The sequence below is a fragment of the Nonomuraea sp. NPDC049141 genome (assembly GCF_040648415.1).
Classification (GTDB): domain Bacteria; phylum Actinomycetota; class Actinomycetes; order Streptosporangiales; family Streptosporangiaceae; genus Nonomuraea.
The window spans coordinates 317,813-338,209 of record NZ_JBEZDR010000007.1 but is presented as its reverse complement, the minus strand read 5'-3'; the positions used below and the strand labels follow the sequence as shown (position 1 = coordinate 338,209).

Below are 20,397 nucleotides of genomic sequence, written 5' to 3'. Positions count from 1 at the left end.
GGTGCTCCGATAGGGGCTCACCGTGATGACCGGATATGTGCATTCCGGCCACGCACTGTGATACGCGTTATCGATGGGCAACGATGGGCAGAGACGTGCGGGGGAGGGGAGCGAGATGGAGTCCGAGGGTTTCGAATCGCTGTCGGCCAGCGAATTGCATGACCGTGCCGTCAGCTATGCCGTACGCCACGGTGATCTGGGTTTCCTGTGGAACCTGCTGAGGGTGATCCCGGCGGCGGAGGCCGCCAGCGGTCACGACACAGAGACCGCCAACGACCTCAGCCGGGTGTCCGCACTGCTCAGCGATGCCCTCGCGGCGGGAGAAGGTGAGCTCGGCGAGGCGCTGCGACCGGTCTACCTCGAATACCTGAGCAAACATCCCGACGCCTGACCCGCGCCTCAGCCCGCCAGCTGGGTTTCGGTGCTGCCGTAGTGGGCGAAGCCGGGCGTGCTGATCTCCTGCCCGTCACGGCTGATGATCATGGTCTGGTAGTGCTCGGCCTCCGCGAGGTCCATGGCGAAGCGCCTGGCCAGCACCGGGCCCATGGCGTACATCGCGGTGGCGTAGGCGTCGGCGGCGCCCAGGTCGGGGCCGAGTACGGTGACCGAGCCGAGCTTGTCCTGCTTGACGCCGGTGCGCGGGTCGACGACGTTCGCGCCGCCCGAGGTGGCGATGCCCATGTCGTGGGTGAAGACGACTTTGCGTACCAGGCCGGTGCGCGGGTCACGGACGCCGATGTGCCAGCGCTTGCCGGGGGCGGCCGAGCCGCGCACCCTGATGTCCCCGCCGGCGGTGATGCGATGATCGACGGCACCCGCACTGGCCAGCGCGCGGGAGAGCCGTTCGAGCGCCCAGCCCTTGATGTAGCCCGAGGTGTCGATGACGCCGTTGATCCGGGATTCGAACCAGCCGCCGGTGGCCTCGCTGAGCTCGTCGCAGCGGTGCAGCACCTCGATGAGCTCCGGGATCTGTCTGATGGTCCCGCCGCGGTTCAGCCGGCTGATCTGGCTGTCCTCCCTGGCGGGGTTGAACGTCTCGTCCACCCAGCGCAGCCAGGCGAAGGCGTCGTCGAGTACGGGAGCCAGCTCTCGCCGCGGCAGGGCCGTACGGATATCCACGCTGACGGGTATGCCCATGACCATCTCGACACGGGCGCTTCCGGGGAAAGTCGTCACCTTGCCTCCTTGTTCGCAGCAACCGTCCCACGGCGCGCGTAATGCCTTGTTAAACCAATGGCTTACGTTTGAAGTTGGTTGTCTTGACCTGCGCCTTCGGTACGGACAGGCGCGTGAGAGCGCCCCGGACGTACCGCTTGAAGGGTCGCGGGCCGGCGACGATCACCGTGCGTTCGGCGATGTCGGGCACCTGACGGCTCAGCCCCGAGGCGCTGAGCCGTTCCTTGGCCCGGGGGTCGTGTTCCTGACCGGCGACGACCACCAGGCCGTGCTCGGCCTCCAGCTCGCGTAGCTCGTCCGTCACCCGGTCGGTCCGGTAGACGGTCACCGTGTCGCCCGTGTGGGTGGCGAGCAGGTCGCGCAGCCCGGCGGGTTCGAGATCGGCGACGATGAGCAGGGAGCCCCTGGTCGTGGCCCGTACGGCGTGGTGCCAGACGGCCATCACGGCCGCGATGCCGTACAGGAGGAGGGAGCCGGCGCGGCTCGCGGTGGTCACGTACGCGGTGGAGCTGAGCTGGTGTGTCACCAGCACCGTGCCCACCACGTACCCGGCCAGGCGCAGGCGCCGTCTGGCCTGCTCCGACCGGAGGAGCTCCGGCGCCTTGACCGACAGCAGCCCGAGCGCCACCAACAACCCGGCGACGGCCCACGCGGAAGGACGCCACGGGTACCCGAACCCCGGCTGGATCGCACCGAACTCGGCGACCGCGACACCACACCAGAACACGATGAGAGGCTGATTCGCCTTTGCCTCGCTAGCCATGGGATAGACGATGCGCGCCGAACATGAGAGGCGTCTGAGTAGTGTCTGAAACATGGCTAACGTACGTGTTGAGCGGACCGAAGACGGCGGCTTCCGGGCCACGAACGCCCGTGGCGCGGAGGTGCGGATCGGCGGCGGCGACGAGGATGGCGCCTTCACGCCCGTCGAGCTGCTGCTCGCGGCGGTGGGCGGGTGCAACATCGTGACGGTGGAGCCGCTGACCGCCAAGCGCGGGCAAAGGCTGATCCGCCTGGCGATGACCGTCGGATCGGAGAAGATCGAGCCGAACCTGCTGGGTCCCGTCACGGTGACCTATGACGTCGAAGTCCCGTCCGAGCAGGCGGATGAGGTCTTCCGGGCGGTGGCCGAGCGGGTGCACGCGAAGTACTGCACGGTCAGCCGCTCCCTCCAGGAAGGGACGGAGGTCCGTTTGGAGATCCCTTAGCCGGATTAGGCGGACATTCGACCCCGCTATGGCACGTTCGTTGCATTCGCCTCGGTAGTGTCGAGGCAGGTCAAGAGTCCTGCGACTGACTTGCAGACTTTTACCGAAGCGGACGCGGAGGGGGACCGCTGTTCGCAGTGCGGGACCGCCGGCGTTTTTGGGGGAAATCGCTGGCCTGGACCGCCCTCGGTCGGGGCCGGACAGTTGGGGGACTGTCCGGCCCCGATTCATGCGTATTGTTCGGTTCTGTGACAAAGGTCCTCATTGACTGCGATCCCGGCATCGACGACGCGCTCGCCCTGGCGCTGGTAGCGGGCACCCCGGCCCTGGAGCTGGTCGGCATCACCACGGTCGGCGGCAACGTCGACCTCGCGCTGACCACGGCCAACGCGCTGGCGCTCAGGGAGTTCCTCGACCTCGGGAACGTTCCGGTCGTTCCAGGCAGCGCGGGCGCGCTGGTGCGCCACACGGTCCGCGCCGCCGACGTCCACGGCCTGTCCGGCCTGGGTGACGCCGTCCTCCCACCGGCCACCCGCCCCGTTTCCGACGGCCACGCGGTGGACTTCATCGTGGAGACGCTGCGGGCCGCCCCGGGCGAGATCACGCTGGTCGCCATCGGCCCACTGACCAACATCGCGCTGGCCGTACGCCGGGAGCCACGCGTCGTGGAGTGGGCCCGCGACTTCGTGATCATGGGCGGCTCCTTCACCCGCGGCAACACCAATCCCGCGGCGGAGTTCAACATGCTGGCCGACCCGGAGGCGGCCGCGATCGCCTTCGACGCCGGCTGGACGGTGAAGATGCTCGGCCTCGACGTGACGCTCACGGCCATGGTGACCAGCGAACTCCTGGACCGGATGCGCCCGCTCGGCCGGCTGTCCGAGCTCCTGGTGCCCGCCGCGCAGTTCTACGGCCAGGTCACGGCGGACGACGGCCCGGCCATCCATGACGCGTGCGCCGTGGCGTACGTGATCGACCCTTCGCTGTTCACCTGCGTACCGGCACGGGTGAACGTGGAGACGGCCGGCCGGTACACGTCGGGGATGACCGTCACCGACTTCAAACTCCGTGACGGACGGCCCAACGCCTTGGTGGCGAAGTCGCTGGACGTGAAGCGGTTCTGGGAGCTGGTTCTGGGGGCCTACGAGGCGCTGGGAGAGCGGCTCGGATGATGTTCTGGGGGGTGCGCGGCGGCTGCTACAGTTACATCTGTTGCGGGCGCCGCTAGCTCAGTTGGTTAGAGCAGCTGACTCTTAATCAGCGGGTCCGGGGTTCGAGTCCCTGGCGGCGCACCGACAAGGAAGCCCCAGCTCATGTATGTGAGCTGGGGCTTCTTCAATTATCCGAGCGGGCCGAGGAACATGCCGCCGGTGGCGTCCAGGACGTTCGCGGTGATCCAGCGGGCGTCGTCCGAGGCGAGGAAGGCGACGGCGTCGGCGATGTCGGCCGGTCGGCCGATCCGGCCGAGTGCGGTGCCCGAGGTTATGGCGGCCCTGGTCTCCGGGGCGTGCAGGACGCCGTTCACGTTGGTGTCGGTCGCGCCCGGGGCCACCGCGTTCACCGTGATGCCGCGCGCGCCGAGGCTGTTGGCCAGGGTCCGGGTCATGATCTCCACGGCGCCCTTGCTCATCGCGTAGGCGATCTGGGTGGACAGCGCGATGCGGGCGGACAGCGAGGAGATGTTGATGATGCGCCCGCCGTCGCGCAGCAGCGGCAGTACGGCCTGGACGAGGAAGAAGGGCGCCTTCACGTTGATCGCGAAGACCTCGTCGAACTGCTGCGGCGTCAGCCGGTCGATCGAGCCGGCGAACAGCGTGTCCAGGTTCCCGCAGGCCGCGTTGTTGACCAGGATGTCCAGCGGCTGCCCGCCCAGGCCCGTCACGAGCGCGTCCACGTCGCCCGGCACGCCGAACTCGGCCTGGACCGCGAAGGCGCTGCCGCCGGCCTGTTCGATCGCGGACACGGTCTCCTTGGCCGCTTCGACGCTGGTGGCGTAGTGGACGGCCACCCGCGCGCCGTCGGCGGCCAGGCGCTGGGCGATGGCGCGGCCCATGCCCCGCGATGCGCCCGTGACCAGGGCGGTCTTTCCGGTGAGGTTCGGCATGGTGAACTCCAGTCAGTCAGTGATCGGTGTGTGCCCCCAACCCTCGAGGCGGCCGCTCACCGAACGCTTACCAACCGCTGGCAGTCACGCTTGCGGCGGACCGAGAAAGGCCGCGGCCATGCCTTCCGCCGCGATGGTCGCGGCCGGCAGGTTCCCGTGAACGAGTGCGGCGATGAGGGCCTGGTGGCAGTAGGACTGCGCCAGGCGGGCGTCGTTCTCGCTCTGGGCGATCCGGCTCAGGCCGATGAGAACCTGCCACCGCGTCCATCGGGTGCTCATCGACTCCCGTTCGCATCCGTCCATGGCCAGCCCGTACAGCTCGCGGGCGCGGGCGAGATCGCCGTCCAGGCGCGCGAGGTCGGCGAGCCCTCGCTGCGCGTCGGCCTGCGCCTCGGGCAGGCCGGTGCCGCGGGCGAGTTCGGCGGCGCGCTCGTAGTCCTGCCGCGCGGCGGTGGGCCGGCCGGCCGTGGCCAGCGCGTCGGCGTTCCTGACGAGCATCCGCGTCATGTCCTCCACCGCGCCCAACTGGCCCGCCAGGTCGAGGGCCTCTGCCATCAGCGGTACGAAAGCCGCTTCGTCCCCTTGCAGGCCGCTGAGCCAGGCCAGGTTGTCCAGCGCCGTCGCGATTCCCCAGCGGTCGCCGACCGCGCGGAAGCCGCCGAGCGCCGCGCGGAACGCCCGCTCCGCCTCTGCCGGATCTCCGTCGAGCAGTCCTCTGGTGCCCGCGGCCAACCGGGCGAAGGCCCGGGACCACGGATCGGCCCCGAACACCTCGTCCCGGCGAGGTCCGAGCACCATGAGCCGGAGCACGGCCAGGAACGGGTATCGCGGCCCGGCCGCGGTCGGGGCCGACGGCAGGCGGTCCAGCCACAGGCGTAGTTCGCGGTCGTAGCCGTCGCTCGACGCCGCCGCGTGCGCGAGGCACAGGACGTACTCCTCCTCCTGGCCGGCGGACGGCTCGGGGCCGATCATCTTGAGGAGTTCGGCGGCCATCGGGCCGCGGCCGCCGCTCAGCCCCCGCAGTTGCCCGTGCCACGACAGGGCGGTGATCAGCTGGACGGCGAGCAGTGGGTCGGCGCGTACGGCCCAGCGCAGCGCGGCGTCGAGATTGCCGCGCTCGGCGTCGAGCCTGGCCAGCCAGTGCAGCTGGTCCGGGCCGCGCAGGTGGGGTTCGGCGGTCCTGGCCAGGTCGAGGAAGTACGCCGCGTGCGCCGCCCGCAGCCGCTCGCCCTCCCCGGTGCCCGCGAGCCGTTCGGCGCAGAACTCGCGGACCGTCTCCAGCATGCGGTAGCGCCCGTCGGCGGTCTCGACCAGGGATTTGTCGACGAGGTCGGCCAGCCGTTCGACGACCTCGGCATCCGGCAGCCCGCAGACCCGCGAGGCCGCGTGGAGGGTGGCGCCGTCGTTGAACACCGTCAGCCGCGCCGCCAGCGCCTGCTCGTCCCGGCTCAGCAGGTCCCAGCTCCAGGCCACGACCGAGCGGAGGGTCTGATGACGGGGCGCCGCCGTACGATCGCCGCGGGACAGCAGCGCGAACCGGTCGTCGAGCCGTACCGCGACGTCGTCGAGTGTCAGCGAACGCAGCCGGGCGGCGGCCAGCTCGATCGCCAGCGGCAGCCCGTCGAGCGTCCGGCAGACGTGGAGAACCAGGGAGATGTTGGCGTCGCCGACCGCGAAACCGGGACGGACGGCCGCGGCCCGGTCGGCGAACAGCCGCACCGCCGGAAGCCCGAACCCGTCCGAGGCCGCGGCTTCGGGCGGCGGGACCGCGAGGGGCGCGACCGGGCACAGCGTCTCACCGGTGACATCGAGCCGCTCCCGGCTGGTGACCAGGATCCGCAGGCCACTGCAGGCGGCCAGCAGGTGGCGGGCGAGCCGGGCGACCGCGTCCAGGACGTGCTCGCAGTTGTCCAGGATGAGCAGCAGCCGCCGCCCGGCCAACCCCGAGACCAGTCGGTCGATGGCGTCGAGCGGGCCGGACAGCGACGGCACCAGCCCGGCTTCCCGCAGGCCCAGCGCGCCGATCAGGGCTTGCGGGACGTCGGAGACCGGGGCCAGGTCGACGAAGCGGACCTCTCCCGGCTCCCGCGCCGCCGCCTCGATCGCCAGCCGGGTCTTCCCGACTCCGCCCGGCCCCGTGAGCGTGACCAGCCGGCCCCTTTTGAGCAGCTCGCCGACCCGTCCGAGATCCTCCCCGCGCCCCACGAAACTGGTGAGCTGAGCGGGGACCCCGGCTCGTGGAACCTCGGCGAGCGTGCGTTCGGCGCGGAGCACCGCGAGGTGGACGTTCTGCAGCTCCGGGGAAGGGTCGACGCCGAGCTCGCCGGCCAGGGTCCGCCGGGCGTCCTCGTACACTTCGAGCGCCTCGGCCTGGCGACCGCTTCCGTACAGCGCGCGCATGAGCTGCCCGCGCAGGCGTTCCCGCAACGGATGCGCGGCCATGATCCCCGGCAGCTCCGCCACCAGGTGATGGTGCTCACCCAGGCCCAGCCGCGCCTCGATGTGGTCTTCGAGCACGGCGATCCGCAACTCCTCCAGGCGGGCGGCCTGCGGCTCGGCGAAGGGCGCGGTCATGACGTCGTCCAACGCCGGTCCCCGCCACAGGTTCAGGGCCGACCGCGTCAACGGCGCGGCCTTGACGTGATCCCCGGCCGCGAGCGCCCGCCGTCCCTCGGCGGCGAGCCGCTCGAACCGGTGAACGTCGACGTCCTCGGGATCGACCGCCAGCCGATAACCGGCGGGACCGAACTCGACCAGCTCGCCACCCGCCGCCCGGAGTCCGCGGCGCAGTCGCGACACCTGGGTCTGCAGCGCGTGCGCGGAATCGCTCCGGCCGTACAGGCCCTCGACGAGCAGCCGCACGCTCACCTCCTGGCCCGCGTCCAGCAGCAGCATCGCCAGCAGGGAACGTACGCGCGGGCCGCCGACGCTGATCAGCCCGCCGTCGTCGGACCGCACCTCCACCGCGCCCAGGACCCCGAACCACATGCCAGCGATTATCGACCTGCGCGGGCGCTCGTGGATTTACTCGGGGTACGAAGCGCCACTCCGGGGACGAAGACGCGGCGAGCGCGTCCCGGACGGACATCAGGTCTTGGCGGCGGCCTCGATGCTCGCCAGCAAGCGGTCGCGGTCGGCTGCCGAGAGGTAGCGGCCCCGGGTCATCACCGAATGGATGCGCAGGGTGTTGCGGATGTCGTCGAGCGGGTTGGCGTTCAGCACCACCAGGTCGGCGAGGTGGCCTTTGCGGATGGTGCCCAGCGAGTCCTGCAGGCCGAGGTGGCGGGCCGGATCCCGGGTGGCCGCCTGCAGGGCCGCCATCGGGGTGAAACCGGCCGCCACCAGCTGGGCCAGCTCGTCGTGTAGGGCGAAGCCCGGGTTCAGGTACATGACGGGCGCGTCGGTGCCCGCCAGGATCGGCACGCCGGCGCGGTGCATGTCATTGAGTATGCGTAGCCGGTGCCGGTAGATCTCGCGGTGCTGGGCGGCCTGCGCGGGGGTACGCCCCTTGGTGAAGATCTCCGCCAGGTCGGCCTTCCACGACTCTTCGGTACCCGGCGGCAGGTAGCGAAGCCGCTCCTTGTCGGCGACGACGTCGTCGGGCAGGTCCGTGACGCGGTGCATGACCAGGGTGGGCGTCATGGCGGCGCCGCTCTCCTTCAGCTGGGCGTAGACGTCGGCGGCGCGGTGCGGGTCGTACGTGGTGCAGGCGAGCCAGTCCGCCGGGTGGATCGCGGCGAACCAGTCGTGGACCCCGGTGCCCTTGCCCTGGATCTTGATGGCGTCGATCAGCCGGCGTACTTCGCTCTCCTTGCCGGAGACACCGAACAGCGCCGGGAAGAAGTGCTCGAAGCTGCGCTGCCCCGCCCGGGCGGCCTCGACGATGGGGACGGCGTCCGCCGCATGACCGCAGACGGGCAGACGCAGCCTGCGGGCCTCATCGGCGATGGCGAGGAAGCTCTCGCGGTCCAGCCTGCTGTAGACCTTGATGAAGTCGGCTCCTGCGCGCTTGGCCTTGCGCACCTCCCGACGTCCCTGCTCCGCGCTGGAGATCCGCGGGGACCGCGACGTCGTGGCCGAGGGCGGCGATCCGGCCGTTCCTGACGATCACCGTCATGTCCGGCCGTGGGCGGGCGCCGGTGGCGTCGATCACCGTGACGCGGGTCAGCGCGATGGCCGCGCCGCCACTGTCCGTGTGGGTGGGGGACGTGCGGGCGGGGGAGGTGCGGCCCAGCCCCAAGGCACCGGCCACTCCGACCGCGAGCGCGTTCCGGCGGGACAATTCCATGGGAGATTCCTGTTCTGTACGAGGTCAGTGGGTGGCGACGGCCGGTTCGTGGTCGTCGATGACCTTGGGCACGTGGCGCAGAGTGATGAGGGCGGCGACCGCCACCAAGGTGGCGAAGCCGGCGCTGCCGAGCAGGGCGACGTGCATGCCGTTCACGAAGGCCTCCCTGGCGGCCGTGGTGAGCTGACCCGCGAGCGTTCCGGGCAGCTTGGTGGCGACCTGCATCGCCGCGCCGAGAGAGTCGCCGGCCGCGCTCCGCGCGCCGGCGGTGAGCCCGGCGGGCGGTACGAGGGTGTGGCGGTAGACGGCGTTGAGGATGCTGCCCAGTACGGCCATGCCCAGCGCGCCGCCGAGCTCGGTGGCGGTCTCGGAGATCGCCGAGGCGGCTCCGGAACGTTCCTTCGGCACCGAGGCCAGCACCGTGTCACCGGTGATGGTCAGGGCCAGGCCCATGGCGCCGCCGGAAAGGATCATCGGGATCAGCAGCACCAGGTAGTTCGACTCCACGCCGGCCAGCAGGAACAGTGCGTAGGTCACCGCGGCGACGATCAGGCCGGTGGCGACGGCGCGGGCCCGGCCGAGCGCGTTGATCAGGACGGGCGCGAGCACGCCCCCGCCGACCATCGAGGCCAGGGCGGCGGGCAGCCCGGCCAGGCCCGAGGTCAGCGGCGTCCAGCCGAGGACGAGCTGGAAGTACTGGGAGAAGATCAGCGACTGGGCGACCAGGGCGAACATCGCGAAGAGGTTCGTGCTGATCGAACCGGTGAACGCGGCCCGCCTGAACAGGCTGATGTCGATGAGCGGGTCCGCCGCCCTGCCCTGCCGCACCAGGAACAGGACCAGCCCGGCGACGCCGACGACGACGGAGATGACGACGTGCGCCTCGGTGAGGCCGTACAGGGCGGCCTCCTTGACCCCGTACACGATGCCCAGCACGCCGACGGCGGACAGCGGCACGCTGAGCAGGTCGAGACGGCCGGGCCGGGGGCCGTGCGCCTCGGGCAGCACGACGAGCCCGGCGACGAAGGCGACGGCCATGATCGGCACGTTGATCAGGAACACCGAGCCCCACCAAAAGTGCGTCAGCAGCGCGCCGCCGAGCACCGGGCCGAGCCCGACCGCGAGCCCGCCGGCCGCGCTGAAGATCCCGATCGCCGACGTACGCTCCTTCGGCTCGGTGAACACGCGGCGGATGAGGGACAGCGCGGACGGCATGAGCGTGGCCCCCGCGACGCCGAGCAGCGCCCGTGCCGCGATCAGCAGCTCCGCGTTCGGGGTGAACGCGGTCAGCGCGGAGGCGGCGGCGAACCCCACGGTGCCGATGAGCAGCAGCCTCTTGTGGCCGATGCGGTCGCCGATCCCGCCCATCGTGACCAGCAGGGCGGCCAGGGCGAAGCCGTACGCGTCGGCGATCCACAGGATCTGGGTGGCCGAGGGGTGCAGGTCGCGGTTGAGGTTGGGGATGGCCAGGTTGAGGGCGGTCATGTCGATGTTGGGGATCACCGCGACAAGGCAGGCGATGACCAGCGTGCCCCACTTTCGGGCGTTGGAGATGGGCATGGGGGAGCGCCTTTCGATAACTGTGTCCGACGGACACTCGGTGTACGATAGACGCAGTTTCAGGGCGGCGCAATGCGAAGGGGAGCTCAGATGGCGGCGAAGAAGGACGGCGAGTTCGGGTCCAAGGATCAGGCGAGCGCCCTGGAGCTGCTCTGGGGGGCGGTCGGCCGGCCGACCCGGGGGCCCAAGCCCGCGCTCAGCCCCGAGCGCATCGCGCGGGCGGCCATCGGCATCGCCGACGCCGAAGGGCTCGCGATGGTCTCCATGCAACGGGTCGCCGCCGACCTCGACTTCACGAAGATGTCGCTGTACCGCTACTTTCCCGGCAAGACCGAGCTGATCGCCTTCATGATCGACACGGCTCTGGGGGAGCCGTCCGCCCTGGGCGGGGGGGACTGGCGGGCCAAGCTGGGGGAGTGGGCGCGGCGGTTCTGGGAGGTCCTCCGGCAGCACCCTTGGCTGCTCCAGGTCACCGTGGGTCAGCGGCCGGTCGGCCCCAACGAGCTCGGCTGGCTGGAGTGCGCCGTCGAGGCGCTCGCCCCGACCGGGCTCGACGGGGCCGAGCAGCTGGACGCGGTCGTCCTCGTGACGGGTCACGTTCGCAACCTGGCGCAGCAGGTGCTGACCACGGTGACGCCGGCGGGGGTGCGGGCGGGCAGCACCGAGGGGGAGCTGATCTCGGTTCTGGCCGAGCTGCTGGAGCGGCACGGCGAGCGGTTCCCCGCCCTCACGACCGCCGTCGCGTCCGCCGCCGCCGGGTCCGCCCAGGACGACGCGCTCGACTTCGGGCTGAATCGCATCTTCGACGGTCTGGAGCTCCTGATCGCCAAACGCGCGAAGTAGCCGGGCGATCGGCCCGCTCGACCGGGTCGGCCGACTCGGTTCGGTCGGGTCAGGCCGGGGTGTGGGTCTGTCGTACGCCGCGTCGCCAGATGTCGGCGATGGCGCGGGTGTCGGTGATGTTCCGGGTCGGGTCGCCGCCGACGAGCAGCAGGTCGGCGCGGAGGCCCGGGGCGATCCTGCCCCGGTCGGAGAGCCCGAAGTGGCGGGCCGGGAGGCTGGTGGCCGCCGCGAGCGCCTCCGCCGGCGTCAGCCCGGCCTCGGTCAGCAGCAACAGCTCGTGGTGCAGGCCGGCGCCGTGCGGCGGCCCGAAGGGGGTGCAGTCGGTGCCCGCCAGCAGCGGCACTCCGGCGCGGAAGAGGGCCAGGGCCGCGTGTGAGGCGTTCGTCACGCCTTGGGAGTGCAGGGGGATGTCGCTGAACTCCCGGTTGAGGGTGGCCTTCGACCGCTCCGACATCCGGTCCGCGACCCGCGGGTCACGCAGGAGCTCCGTGCCGCCGGGATCGCCGGTGACGGCCTCCATGTACGTGATCGTGCTGATGACGAACGCGTCGTACGCGGCGATCCGGGCGGCCATCTCCTCGGCCCCGGCGGGATCGGTGTCGGCGTAGAGGTGCGCCAGCCCGTCGGCACCCACGTCCAGGGCGATCATCGCCTCCCGGGCGGTGACCGTGTGCGCGATGGCCTTGATCCCGGCGGCGTGCGCCGCTTCGACCAGGACGGCGGCCAGTTCCGGGCTGAGCACGGGCAGTCGCGTCCCGCCCGAGGCGCCGTCGTCGACCGCGATCTTCAGGTAGTCGGCGCCCTCCGCCAGCCGGGCCTCGACGAACGCCTTGGCCTGGCCGGAGTCCGCGACGGTGTCGATCGTGGCGTCCGTGCCCAGCATCTTCAGCACGTCGGGGGTCATGATCTGGGTCGGATGCCCGCCGGGCGCGGTGGCGATGACGCTGGAGCTGCGCAGGTCGGCGACGTCGTCGCGGTCGGCGGCCAGCCGGCGCTGCTCGGCCAGGAGGGGCGGCAGGTTGTTCAGGTCGAGCTCGGTGGTGACGCCGAACCGCAGCGCCTCGGCGAGGTCTCCGTCGAAGGCGTGCGCGTGCGCGTCGATCAGGCCGGGGAGCAGGGTCTTGCCGGTGCCGTCGAGCTCGATGTCGGCGGGGCCGCCCGGCTCGCCGATGCGGTCGCCGTCGATCAGCACGTCGGCACGGGGGATGGTCCGCTCACCGTCGAAGACACGGACGTTATGGATCAGGGTACGCATGTCACTCCCAAATTTGATTCGATGTCGAACTATCTTGGGGCGTAAAGAAGCACCATCGGATAGTAAGACGTCAAACTATCTATGTCCACTAGCATCTGGAGCGTGACTGAGGTCTTCACGAACTGGAAGTCCTGGCAGGACGCCGCGCGGCCACTCGCCGTGGCGCTGCCGGAGGAGACGGTCGAGGTGCTGGAAAGGGCCGTGGCCTTCGCCGTTCGGCAGCACGGTGATCAGCGGCGGCCGACCGGTGTGCCGTACGTGGAGCATCTGCTGGAGGCGCTGGAGATCGCGGTGATCGGGGCGCAGGTGCGCGATCCCGACGTACTGGTGGCGATCGTGCTGCACGACGTGGTCGAGGACACCCCGTGCACGCGCGCGGAGATCGCCGAGCGGTTCGGGGAGCACGTCGCCGAGCTGGTCGGGTGGGTGACCAAGCCCGGCGTGGCCCCCGGGCAGGACAAAGCGGCGGTGAAGGCGGCCTACCTGCGGGCGCTGGCGGGGGCGCCGCGGCAGGCCGTGCTGGTCAAGCTGGCCGACCGGGTGAGCAACGTCCAGGAGCTGCACCGGATGCCGGTGGAGTTCCAGCGGCGATACCACCGGGAGACGGTGGCGCACGTCGTGCCGCTGGCGGCGGCGTCACCGTGGTTCGACCGCTGGTTCGCCGAATGGCGGGACGACTATCGGGCGTTCGAGTAGAGGCCGGTCAGGACAAGCGGGTGGGCAGGCGGGCCAGGCGGTTGCGGACGCCGTCGAAGTGGGCGAAGACCGCCGCGACCGCCGCGCTCTTGTCCCCGGCCTGAACGGCCGCGTAGATGTCCCGGTGCCGCTTCGCCACGTCCGCCGGCGGCTCGTCCGGTGCGCCGAGCCGGTCGCGCAACTGGTGGTACACGTCCCAGAACGCCCCGAGCAGCTGGCTGACCAGGGGGTTGCCGAGCGGCCGGTAGAGCAGGTCGTGGAAGAGCCGGTCCGTCTCCGGTGACACGTCGCCGACCAGCGCCTCGCTCTCCATGCGCGCCATCACGTCGGCGACCGGCGTCAGGTCGGCCTCCGGGCCCAGGTCGATGAGCCGCTGGACCAAGCCGGCCTCCAGGATCTCGCGGATCTCGGTGAGGTGGGAGAGGTGGTTCTTGCCGTCCTGGAGGGTGATGCGGCTGTGGAAGGCCAGCTCGTCGACCAGCCCGGCCAGGGACATCCGGCCCACGAACATGCCGAAGCCGTGGCGGATGTCGACGATCCCGACCGCCTGCAGCGCCTTGAGCGCCTCCCGGACGGAGTTGCGGCTGACCTGGAGCTCTTCCATGAGCTCGGATTCGGTGGGCAGCGGATCACCCGCCATGAGCCCGCGCTGGAGGATGAGCTCTTTGACGCCCTCCTGGGCCTCGACGGCTCGGCTTGGCCGCGAGCGCGGGACAGTGGTCATGAATGATCCCTTCTAAGTATGCGCTTAGGTAACATTCCGGAAATCTCCTGTTGACCTCAACCGGGCCCGGCCCATAGCGTCCACCCTACGCACAACATAGGACATGGGACGTCCTACGTTCCAGTTCCAGGAGGCATCCGTGAGCTCTGAGTTCAGCCGCCGTGACTTCCTGCGCTACAGCGGGGCAACGGGTGCGGCGGCGTTCATCGCGTCCACCCTGACCGCCTGCTCGGGCGGGCCGGCCTCGACCGGTTCGGTCGGCGCCGGATCCAACAAAGACCTGATCACCGCGGTCATCGGCTATGGCAACGACCAGAGCTGGGATCCGACGCAGACGGCCTCGGCCTTCGCGATGGCCGGCATCCAGCACGTGTACGAGGGCCTGCTCGACACCGATCCGATCACCCGCGAGCCGTTCCCGGCCCTGGCGACCGCGCTGCCTGCGGACCTGAACGCCACCTCGTGGAAGTTCACCCTCCGCGACGGCGCGAAGTGGCACGACGGCCAGCCGGTGACCGCCGACGACGTGGTCTTCACCTTCGAGCGCATCCTCGACCCGCAGGCGAACGTGCTGACCGGCAACTTCTTCAAGTCCTGGCTCCAGGAAGTGAAGAAGATCGACGACAAGAACGTCGAGCTGGTCTTCAAGTTCGCCTTCCCCGACGCGGCGCCCCGGCTGACCATCGCCAAGATCATGCCCAAGCACGTCTTCAGCCAGGCCGGCGCCTGGGACGCGGCCAAGACCGGCAAGGCCGTCGGCTCGGGGCCGTACAAGCAGACGGCGCACAACCCCAAGAGCAACACCACCTTCGAGGCGTTCGCCGACTACAACGGCCCGCGTCCGGCGTCCGCCAAGAAGATGAACTGGCTGACGATCGTGGACGCGGCGGCCCGCGTCGCGAAGATCTCCGGCGGCTCGGCCGAGGCGCAGATCGCCGACAACATCCCGTACGCCAACGTCGAGCAGCTCAAGCAGCAGGGGCTGACCGTCGAGGGCGGCGCGGGCATGAACCACATGTTCCTGATGTTCAACACCGGCGCCAAGCCGTTCGACGACGTCCGCGTACGGCAGGCGCTGCACTACGCGATCGACAAGAAGAAGCTGATCGACGTGGCCCTCAAGGGGCACGGCACCGCCTCCAGCTCCTTCCTCAACGAGGGCCACCCCGACCACAAGCGGGCCTCGGTCGTCTACGACTTCGACCAGGAGAAGGCCAAGGCCCTGCTCAAAGAGGCGGGCGTGACCAACCTGACGATCAACCTGATGGCCGTCAACGTGAGCTGGATCGCCGACTGCCTGCCGACCATCGCCGCCTCCTGGGAGGCGATCGGCGTCAAGACGACGCTGGAGCCGCAGGACACGGCCGCGCTGTTCGCCAAGATGGACCAGTTCCAGGACTACCAGGTGGTCGCGGCGGCCTCGAACCCCAACCAGTTCGGCATGGACTCCGACCTGATCCTGCGCTACAACTTCGTGCCCGGCGGCCTGTGGATGAAGTACAGCCACTGGGGCGAGAGCAAGGACGCCAAGTCCCTGTTCACGCAGATGGACGAGGCCACCAAAGAGCCCGACAAGGCGGCTAAAGCCGCTAAGGTCCAGAAATATCTGGATCTCATCGCCGAGCAGGCGGTCCTCTACCCCGTCGTCCACACCGAGCTGATGACCGCCTGGGACCCCAAGAAGTTGTCCGGCATCCGCGCGCAGGCTTACCCGGGCATCAACCTGCTCCAGGCCAAGCGCACCTGACATGGTGGTCATCGCCAGAATGCTCCTCCGGCGGATTCTCGTCCTGGTCCCGCTGGTGCTCGGGGTCGCCGCGTTCGTGTTCATCGTGATGCGCTTCTCCAACAGCAAGCCGGAGTACGCCTACTTCCAGGGCGCGAACCCGACCCCCGAGCAGATCCACCAGTTCCAGGTCGAGAACGGTCTGCTCGACCCGCTGCCGCTGCGCTACCTGCGCTTCATCGGCGACCTGGCCAGGGGCGACCTGGGCACCAGCGTGCTCACCAAGAAGCCGGTGCTCGAATCGGTCACGACCGCGCTGCCGCTGACCCTCCAGCTCACGCTGCTCGGCCTGCTCATCGCGGTCGTGCTGGCGCTGATCTTCGGTGTCACCGGGGCGCTGTTCCGTGACCGCTGGCCCGACCAGGTGATCCGCATCGTCTCGCTGGTCGGGGTGGCGGCTCCGGCGTTCTGGCTGGCGCTGCTGATGATCCAGTGGCTGGCCGTGGGGCAGGGCCTGTTCCCGACCGGCGGCTACATCAATCCGGCCGACTCGACGAGCGGCTGGCTGCGCTCGATGACGCTGCCCGCCCTGTCGCTGTCGCTGCCGGTCGCGGCCCAGCTCACCAGGATCATCCGTACGTCCATGGTCGAGGAGCTCGACCGCGACTACGTACGCACCGCGATCGGCAGCGGGCTGCCGCCGATCGTGGTGGTGGGCCGCAACGTGCTGCGTAACGCGCTGATCAACCCGCTGACCGTGCTCGGCCTGCGCATCGGCTACCTGATCGGCGGCGCGGTGGTCATCGAGCAGATCTACGGCCTGCCGGGCATGGGTCAGCTCATGATCAACGCGGTGCGCGACGGTGACCCCGCGGTCGTGCAGGGCGTCGTGCTGACCGTCGCGATCGGCTTCATGGTCGTCAACCTGCTGGTCGACGTCCTGTACCTGCTGGTCAACCCCAGGCTCAGGAGCGCCGCCTGATGAGACGTGGACTGACGGAACGCCTGTCCAAGCCGGGCGTCGCCTTCAAACGGCTGCGGCCGATGTCGTGGGTCGCCGTGGGCGTCGTCGCCGTGGTCGTACTGGCCGCGCTGCTCGCGCCACTGATCGCGCCGCACTCGCCGCTCTTCCAGGAGGCCGCCGGCGGCGGCCCGTCCGCGAGTCACTGGATGGGACTGGACAGCGCCAACCGCGACATCCTTTCCAGACTCCTGTACGGCGCGCGCTGGTCGCTGATCATCGGCCTCGGCGCGACCGGCCTGGCCTTGGTCGTGGGGGCCGTCATCGGCGCCGCCGCGGCCACCTCCCGCCGGGCCGTCGACGAGACGATCATGCGCCTGCTCGACGTGATCATGGCCTTCCCCGGCATCGCGCTGGCCGCCGTGCTGGTGGCGGTGTTCGGCGGCAGCATCCCGGTGCTGGTGATGGCGATGGCCTTCCTGTACATGCCGTCGGTGGCCCGGGTCGTGCGGGCCAACGTGATCGCCCAGTACGGCGAGGACTACGTCGCGGCCGAGCGGATCATCGGCGCCCGCACCCCGCACATCCTGCTCCGGCACATCGCCATCAACTGCGCGGCGCCGGTGCTGGTGTTCTGCACGGTGATGGTGGCCGACGCGATCGTCTTCGAGGCGTCGCTGTCGTTCATCGGCGCCGGCGTACGCCCGCCGAACCCGTCGTGGGGCAGCGTCATCGCCGACGGCAAGAACATGGTGCTCCTCGGCGGCTGGTGGGCCACGGTCTTCCCCGGCCTGCTCATCCTGATCACCGTGCTCGCCCTGAACATCCTGTCCGAAGGCATCTCCGACGCCTGGGCCGCGCCCACAGCCCGCAAGGCAGCGATCAAGAAGGACGACGCGTTCGAGGCGGCCCGGCCGGGCTCCGGCGAGCTCGTCGAGCTGCCGGGACTGGCCGAGGCCGCCCGCAGACTGGCCGAACGGGCCCGCCCGCTGCCCTCGGGCCCGCCGATCCTCTCGGTGGAGCGGCTGCGGATCGGCTTCACCGAGGGTGTGGACATCGTCGACGGCATCGCCTTCGAGGTACGGCCGGGCGAGGTGCTCGGGCTGGTCGGCGAGTCCGGCTGCGGCAAGTCGCTGACCGCGCTGACCATCATGGGCCTGCAGCCCCGCGACGCCCGCGTCAGCGGCCACGTCCGCTTCGACCAGCAGGAACTCCTCGCGCTGCCGCGCCGCGCCCGCCGCCGCCTGCTCGGCCACGAGATGGCGATGATCTACCAGGACGCGCTCTCGTCGCTGAACCCGGCCATGACCATCAAGTCCCAGCTCAAACAGGTCACCCGCCGCGGTGGCCGCCGGTCACCGGCCGAACTGCTCGAACTGGTCGGCCTGGACGCCCGCCGTACCCTGTCCTCCTACCCGCACGAGCTGTCCGGCGGGCAGCGGCAGCGGGTGCTGATCGCGATGGCGCTGTCGCGCGAGCCCAAGCTGATCGTCGCCGACGAGCCCACCACCGCGCTCGACGTGACCGTCCAGGCGCAGGTCATCGAGCTGCTGCTGAAGCTGCGCGAGGAGCTCGGGTTCGCGCTGATCCTCGTCTCCCACGACCTCGCGCTGATCGCCGACGTCACCGACCGCGTGGTCGTCATGTACGGCGGGCAGATCGTGGAGACCGGCGCCACGGCGACGCTGGTCGGCGCGCCCGCCCACCACTACGCCCGCGGGCTGCTCGGCTCCGTGCTGTCGCTGGAGTCGGGGGCCGAGCGGCTCACCCAGATCCCCGGTGTGGTGCCCGCGCCGGCGGACTTCCCGGCCGGCTGCCGCTTCGCCGACCGGTGCCCGATGGTGACGGACGTGTGCCGTACCGACGTACCGGAGCTGGAGGGGGACGCCCGGCAGCACGCCGTGGCGTGTCACCATCCCGCTGTCGTCCTCGTGGGGAGTGATCAGCGTGCTTGAGCTCAAGGACGTTCATGTCGTGCACAAGGCCCGCTCGGGCGGGCTGTTCTCGCGGGACCGCGTCCACGCGCTGACCGCGGCGAACCTCACGATCAGCGCCGGCGAGACGGTCGGCGTCGTAGGGGAGTCGGGCTGCGGCAAGTCCACACTCGCCAAGGTGCTGGTGGCGCTGCAACGGCCGACGTCGGGCACCGTGACCTTCCGCGGCAAGGACCTGTGGGCGCTCAAGGACGCCGAGCGGCGGGGCATGATCGGGTCGAGCGTCGGGATGATATTTCAGGACCCGTCCACGGCGCTCAACCGGCGGCTGCCGATCAGGCAGGTGCTCCGCGACCCGCTCAACGTGCACGGCCGCGGCACCCCGGCCGAGCGGGACGCCCGCGTGCGCGAGCTCCTCGACCTCGTCGGCCTGCCCGCCGGCGCGGCGGATCTGCTGCCGGGCCAGCTCTCCGGCGGGCAGCGGCAGCGCGTGGCCATCGCCAGGGCGCTCGCCCTCGAACCCGACCTGCTCATCGCCGACGAGCCGACCAGCGCCCTTGACGTCTCGGTGCGGGCGCAGATACTCAACCTGCTGCTCGATCTGAAGGAGCGGCTCGGGCTGGCGCTGGTGTTCGTCTCGCACGACATCCAGACCGTCCGGCGGATGAGCGACCGGGTGGTGACGATGTACCTGGGCAGGATCGTCGAGCAGACCCCCGCGCACGCCGTACCCCTGAACGCCCGGCACCCCTACACGCGGGCGCTGTTCTCCGCCACGCCGGGGCTGATCTCGCCGATCAACCCGATCCCGCTGGTCGGCGTCGTGCCCTCGGCCACCAGGCCGCCGAGCGGTTGCCCGTTCCGCACCCGGTGCTGGCGGGCCGACGAGGAGTGCGGCGCCGCCTGGCCCGCGGCGCGGAGCGACGCCGACCACCTCTACCACTGCCACCACCCGGTGGCGGCGGGAGCCACCGACCTCGAACTGATCCAGGAGCGCGTATGACGAAGCTGACCGGTGTGATCCCCCCGGTATGCACCCCGATGACCCCCGACCGTCAGGTGGACGCCGCGTCGCTGATCCGGCTGATCGACCACCTGCTCGAGGGTGGGGTGGACGGGCTGTTCGTGCTCGGGTCGTCGTCGGAGGTGGCCTACCTGCCCGACGCCCAGCGCCGGGTGGTGCTCGACACCGTGGTCGGCCATGTGGGCGGGCGGGTGCCGGTGCTGGCGGGGGTGATCGACATGACGACGCCGCGGGTGCTCGAACACGTGCGGGTCGCGGTCGAGGCCGGGGTGTCGGGGCTGGTGGCGACGGCGCCGTTCTACACGCGCACCCATCCCACCGAGATCCGCACCCATTTCCGGACCATCAGTGCTGAGAGTGGATTGCCGGTCTATGCCTATGATCTGCCGGTTGCCGTACACACCAAGTTGACCGCCGAACTCCTGCTGGGGCTCGCCGCCGAAGGGGTGCTGGCCGGGGTCAAGGATTCCAGCGGGGACGACGGCGGCCTGCGGCAGGTGATCCTCGGCCGCGAGGCGCCGTTCAGCGTGCTGACCGGGTCCGAGGTGACGGTGGACTCCGCCCTGTGGATGGGCGCCGACGGCGTGGTGCCCGGCCTGGGCAATGTGGATCCCCACGGGTACGTCCGGCTCTATCAGGCGGCTCGGCAGGGTGACTGGGAGGCGGCCCGGCTGGAGCAGGAGCGGCTGGTACGGCTGTTCGAGATCGTCACGGTCGGCGGCGACCGGATGGGCGGGAGCTCGTCGGGACTCGGCGCCTTCAAGGCCGCGCTGCACCTGCGCGGCGTCATCGACCACCCGGCCACCGCGCTGCCGCAGGTCCCGCTGAACGATGAGGAGACCGCTCGCATCGGCAAGCACCTGGCCACCGCGGGCCTGCTGTAACGTTCCGGCAGGCC

At 70.5% G+C, this 20,397-nt stretch carries 18 protein-coding genes and 1 tRNA gene; 11 read left to right on the top strand and 8 right to left on the bottom strand.

The genetic code is table 11. The features are described from left to right. Nucleotides 1-115 precede the first annotated feature (115 nt). Nucleotides 116-391 carry a hypothetical protein gene (locus AB0B91_RS23125; RefSeq protein ID WP_214637009.1) on the top strand — a complete coding sequence of 92 codons (276 nt, stop codon included), beginning with the start codon at nt 116-118 and terminating at the stop codon, nt 389-391. An 8-nt stretch (nt 392-399) separates the two neighbouring features. Here the strand turns inward: AB0B91_RS23125 and AB0B91_RS23120 are convergent, their stop codons facing one another. Both AB0B91_RS23120 and AB0B91_RS23115 read right to left on the bottom strand, forming a co-directional pair. Next, entirely contained in the window at nt 400-1,176 is a 777-nt protein-coding gene (locus tag AB0B91_RS23120) for an FAD:protein FMN transferase (RefSeq protein ID WP_358322969.1), read from the bottom strand. 49 nt (nt 1,177-1,225) lie between these two features. Next, complete coding sequence (locus AB0B91_RS23115; RefSeq protein WP_358322966.1) at nt 1,226-1,939, bottom strand: hypothetical protein; 714 nt, start codon at nt 1,937-1,939, stop codon at nt 1,226-1,228. Nucleotides 1,940-1,991: 52 nt separating this feature from the next. On the opposite strand from AB0B91_RS23115, the gene AB0B91_RS23110 reads away from it, so the two are divergent. The 3 genes from AB0B91_RS23110 (at nt 1,992) to AB0B91_RS23100 (ending at nt 3,676) form a co-directional block, all read left to right on the top strand. Beyond that, nucleotides 1,992-2,384: an OsmC family protein gene (locus AB0B91_RS23110; protein WP_358322963.1), complete on the top strand. Its 393-nt coding sequence runs from the start codon at nt 1,992-1,994 to the stop codon at nt 2,382-2,384. A gap of 248 nt (nt 2,385-2,632) precedes the next feature. Beyond that, complete coding sequence (locus AB0B91_RS23105; protein ID WP_358322961.1) at nt 2,633-3,556, top strand: nucleoside hydrolase; 924 nt, start codon at nt 2,633-2,635, stop codon at nt 3,554-3,556. 46 nt (nt 3,557-3,602) lie between these two features. Further along, nucleotides 3,603-3,676, top strand: a tRNA-Lys gene (locus AB0B91_RS23100). A 47-nt stretch (nt 3,677-3,723) separates the two neighbouring features. On the opposite strand, the gene AB0B91_RS23095 is transcribed toward AB0B91_RS23100, so the two are convergent. The 4 genes from AB0B91_RS23095 to AB0B91_RS23080 form a co-directional block, all read right to left on the bottom strand. Further along, nucleotides 3,724-4,488, bottom strand: coding sequence for an SDR family oxidoreductase (locus tag AB0B91_RS23095; RefSeq protein ID WP_358322958.1), 765 nt, complete (start codon nt 4,486-4,488; stop codon nt 3,724-3,726). 84 nt (nt 4,489-4,572) lie between these two features. Further along, nucleotides 4,573-7,476, bottom strand: a complete 2,904-nt coding sequence (locus AB0B91_RS23090) for a BTAD domain-containing putative transcriptional regulator (RefSeq protein ID WP_358322955.1) — start codon at nt 7,474-7,476, stop codon at nt 4,573-4,575. Nucleotides 7,477-7,575: 99 nt separating this feature from the next. Beyond that, nucleotides 7,576-8,511 (bottom strand): amidohydrolase family protein, encoded by a 936-nt coding sequence (locus AB0B91_RS23085; protein WP_358322952.1) that lies wholly within the window; start codon nt 8,509-8,511, stop codon nt 7,576-7,578. 289 nt (nt 8,512-8,800) lie between these two features. Continuing rightward, entirely contained in the window at nt 8,801-10,336 is a 1,536-nt protein-coding gene (locus AB0B91_RS23080; RefSeq protein ID WP_358322949.1) for an MFS transporter, read from the bottom strand. A 90-nt stretch (nt 10,337-10,426) separates the two neighbouring features. On the opposite strand from AB0B91_RS23080, the gene AB0B91_RS23075 reads away from it, so the two are divergent. Then, nucleotides 10,427-11,179, top strand: coding sequence for a TetR/AcrR family transcriptional regulator C-terminal domain-containing protein (locus AB0B91_RS23075; protein WP_358322946.1), 753 nt, complete (start codon nt 10,427-10,429; stop codon nt 11,177-11,179). A gap of 49 nt (nt 11,180-11,228) precedes the next feature. On the opposite strand, the gene AB0B91_RS23070 is transcribed toward AB0B91_RS23075, so the two are convergent. Then, nucleotides 11,229-12,434 carry an amidohydrolase family protein gene (locus tag AB0B91_RS23070; RefSeq protein WP_358322943.1) on the bottom strand — a complete coding sequence of 402 codons (1,206 nt, stop codon included), beginning with the start codon at nt 12,432-12,434 and terminating at the stop codon, nt 11,229-11,231. 102 nt (nt 12,435-12,536) lie between these two features. Here AB0B91_RS23070 and AB0B91_RS23065 point away from each other — a divergent pair, with 102 nt between their 5' ends. Continuing rightward, the gene (locus AB0B91_RS23065; protein ID WP_358322940.1) at nt 12,537-13,130 is read left to right on the top strand and encodes an HD domain-containing protein; all 594 of its coding nucleotides are present in this window, start codon (nt 12,537-12,539) and stop codon (nt 13,128-13,130) included. A 7-nt stretch (nt 13,131-13,137) separates the two neighbouring features. On the opposite strand, the gene AB0B91_RS23060 is transcribed toward AB0B91_RS23065, so the two are convergent. Beyond that, nucleotides 13,138-13,854 (bottom strand): FCD domain-containing protein, encoded by a 717-nt coding sequence (locus tag AB0B91_RS23060; protein ID WP_358322937.1) that lies wholly within the window; start codon nt 13,852-13,854, stop codon nt 13,138-13,140. Nucleotides 13,855-13,993: 139 nt separating this feature from the next. Between AB0B91_RS23060 and AB0B91_RS23055 the strand changes: the two genes are divergently transcribed. From AB0B91_RS23055 to AB0B91_RS23035, 5 genes are read left to right on the top strand one after another with little or no spacing between them, the layout of a single operon-like run. Next, nucleotides 13,994-15,601: an ABC transporter substrate-binding protein gene (locus AB0B91_RS23055; RefSeq protein ID WP_358322934.1), complete on the top strand. Its 1,608-nt coding sequence runs from the start codon at nt 13,994-13,996 to the stop codon at nt 15,599-15,601. A gap of 19 nt (nt 15,602-15,620) precedes the next feature. After that, entirely contained in the window at nt 15,621-16,562 is a 942-nt protein-coding gene (locus AB0B91_RS23050) for an ABC transporter permease (RefSeq protein ID WP_358322931.1), read from the top strand. Continuing rightward, nucleotides 16,562-18,496 (top strand): dipeptide/oligopeptide/nickel ABC transporter permease/ATP-binding protein, encoded by a 1,935-nt coding sequence (locus AB0B91_RS23045; RefSeq protein WP_358322928.1) that lies wholly within the window; start codon nt 16,562-16,564, stop codon nt 18,494-18,496. The genes AB0B91_RS23050 and AB0B91_RS23045 overlap by 1 nt, the downstream gene beginning before the upstream one ends. Next, nucleotides 18,489-19,478 carry an ABC transporter ATP-binding protein gene (locus AB0B91_RS23040; protein ID WP_358322926.1) on the top strand — a complete coding sequence of 330 codons (990 nt, stop codon included), beginning with the start codon at nt 18,489-18,491 and terminating at the stop codon, nt 19,476-19,478. The genes AB0B91_RS23045 and AB0B91_RS23040 overlap by 8 nt, the downstream gene beginning before the upstream one ends. After that, nucleotides 19,475-20,383 (top strand): dihydrodipicolinate synthase family protein, encoded by a 909-nt coding sequence (locus AB0B91_RS23035; RefSeq protein ID WP_358322923.1) that lies wholly within the window; start codon nt 19,475-19,477, stop codon nt 20,381-20,383. The genes AB0B91_RS23040 and AB0B91_RS23035 overlap by 4 nt, the downstream gene beginning before the upstream one ends. Nucleotides 20,384-20,397: the final 14 nt, after the last annotated feature.

What these genes read in the sequence shown, in the direction of transcription:
- AB0B91_RS23045 (WP_358322928.1), top strand. Translation starts at nt 16,562, where the DNA reads ATGAGACGTGGACTGACGGAACGCCTGTCCAAGCCGGGCGTCGCCTTC.
- AB0B91_RS23095 (WP_358322958.1), bottom strand. Translation starts at nt 4,488, where the DNA reads ATGCCGAACCTCACCGGAAAGACCGCCCTGGTCACGGGCGCATCGCGG.
- AB0B91_RS23090 (WP_358322955.1), bottom strand. Translation starts at nt 7,476, where the DNA reads ATGTGGTTCGGGGTCCTGGGCGCGGTGGAGGTGCGGTCCGACGACGGC.
- AB0B91_RS23075 (WP_358322946.1), top strand. Translation starts at nt 10,427, where the DNA reads ATGGCGGCGAAGAAGGACGGCGAGTTCGGGTCCAAGGATCAGGCGAGC.
- AB0B91_RS23115 (WP_358322966.1), bottom strand. Translation starts at nt 1,939, where the DNA reads ATGGCTAGCGAGGCAAAGGCGAATCAGCCTCTCATCGTGTTCTGGTGT.
- AB0B91_RS23060 (WP_358322937.1), bottom strand. Translation starts at nt 13,854, where the DNA reads ATGACCACTGTCCCGCGCTCGCGGCCAAGCCGAGCCGTCGAGGCCCAG.
- AB0B91_RS23050 (WP_358322931.1), top strand. Translation starts at nt 15,621, where the DNA reads ATGCTCCTCCGGCGGATTCTCGTCCTGGTCCCGCTGGTGCTCGGGGTC.
- AB0B91_RS23070 (WP_358322943.1), bottom strand. Translation starts at nt 12,434, where the DNA reads ATGCGTACCCTGATCCATAACGTCCGTGTCTTCGACGGTGAGCGGACC.
- AB0B91_RS23035 (WP_358322923.1), top strand. Translation starts at nt 19,475, where the DNA reads ATGACGAAGCTGACCGGTGTGATCCCCCCGGTATGCACCCCGATGACC.
- AB0B91_RS23080 (WP_358322949.1), bottom strand. Translation starts at nt 10,336, where the DNA reads ATGCCCATCTCCAACGCCCGAAAGTGGGGCACGCTGGTCATCGCCTGC.
- AB0B91_RS23110 (WP_358322963.1), top strand. Translation starts at nt 1,992, where the DNA reads ATGGCTAACGTACGTGTTGAGCGGACCGAAGACGGCGGCTTCCGGGCC.
- AB0B91_RS23125 (WP_214637009.1), top strand. Translation starts at nt 116, where the DNA reads ATGGAGTCCGAGGGTTTCGAATCGCTGTCGGCCAGCGAATTGCATGAC.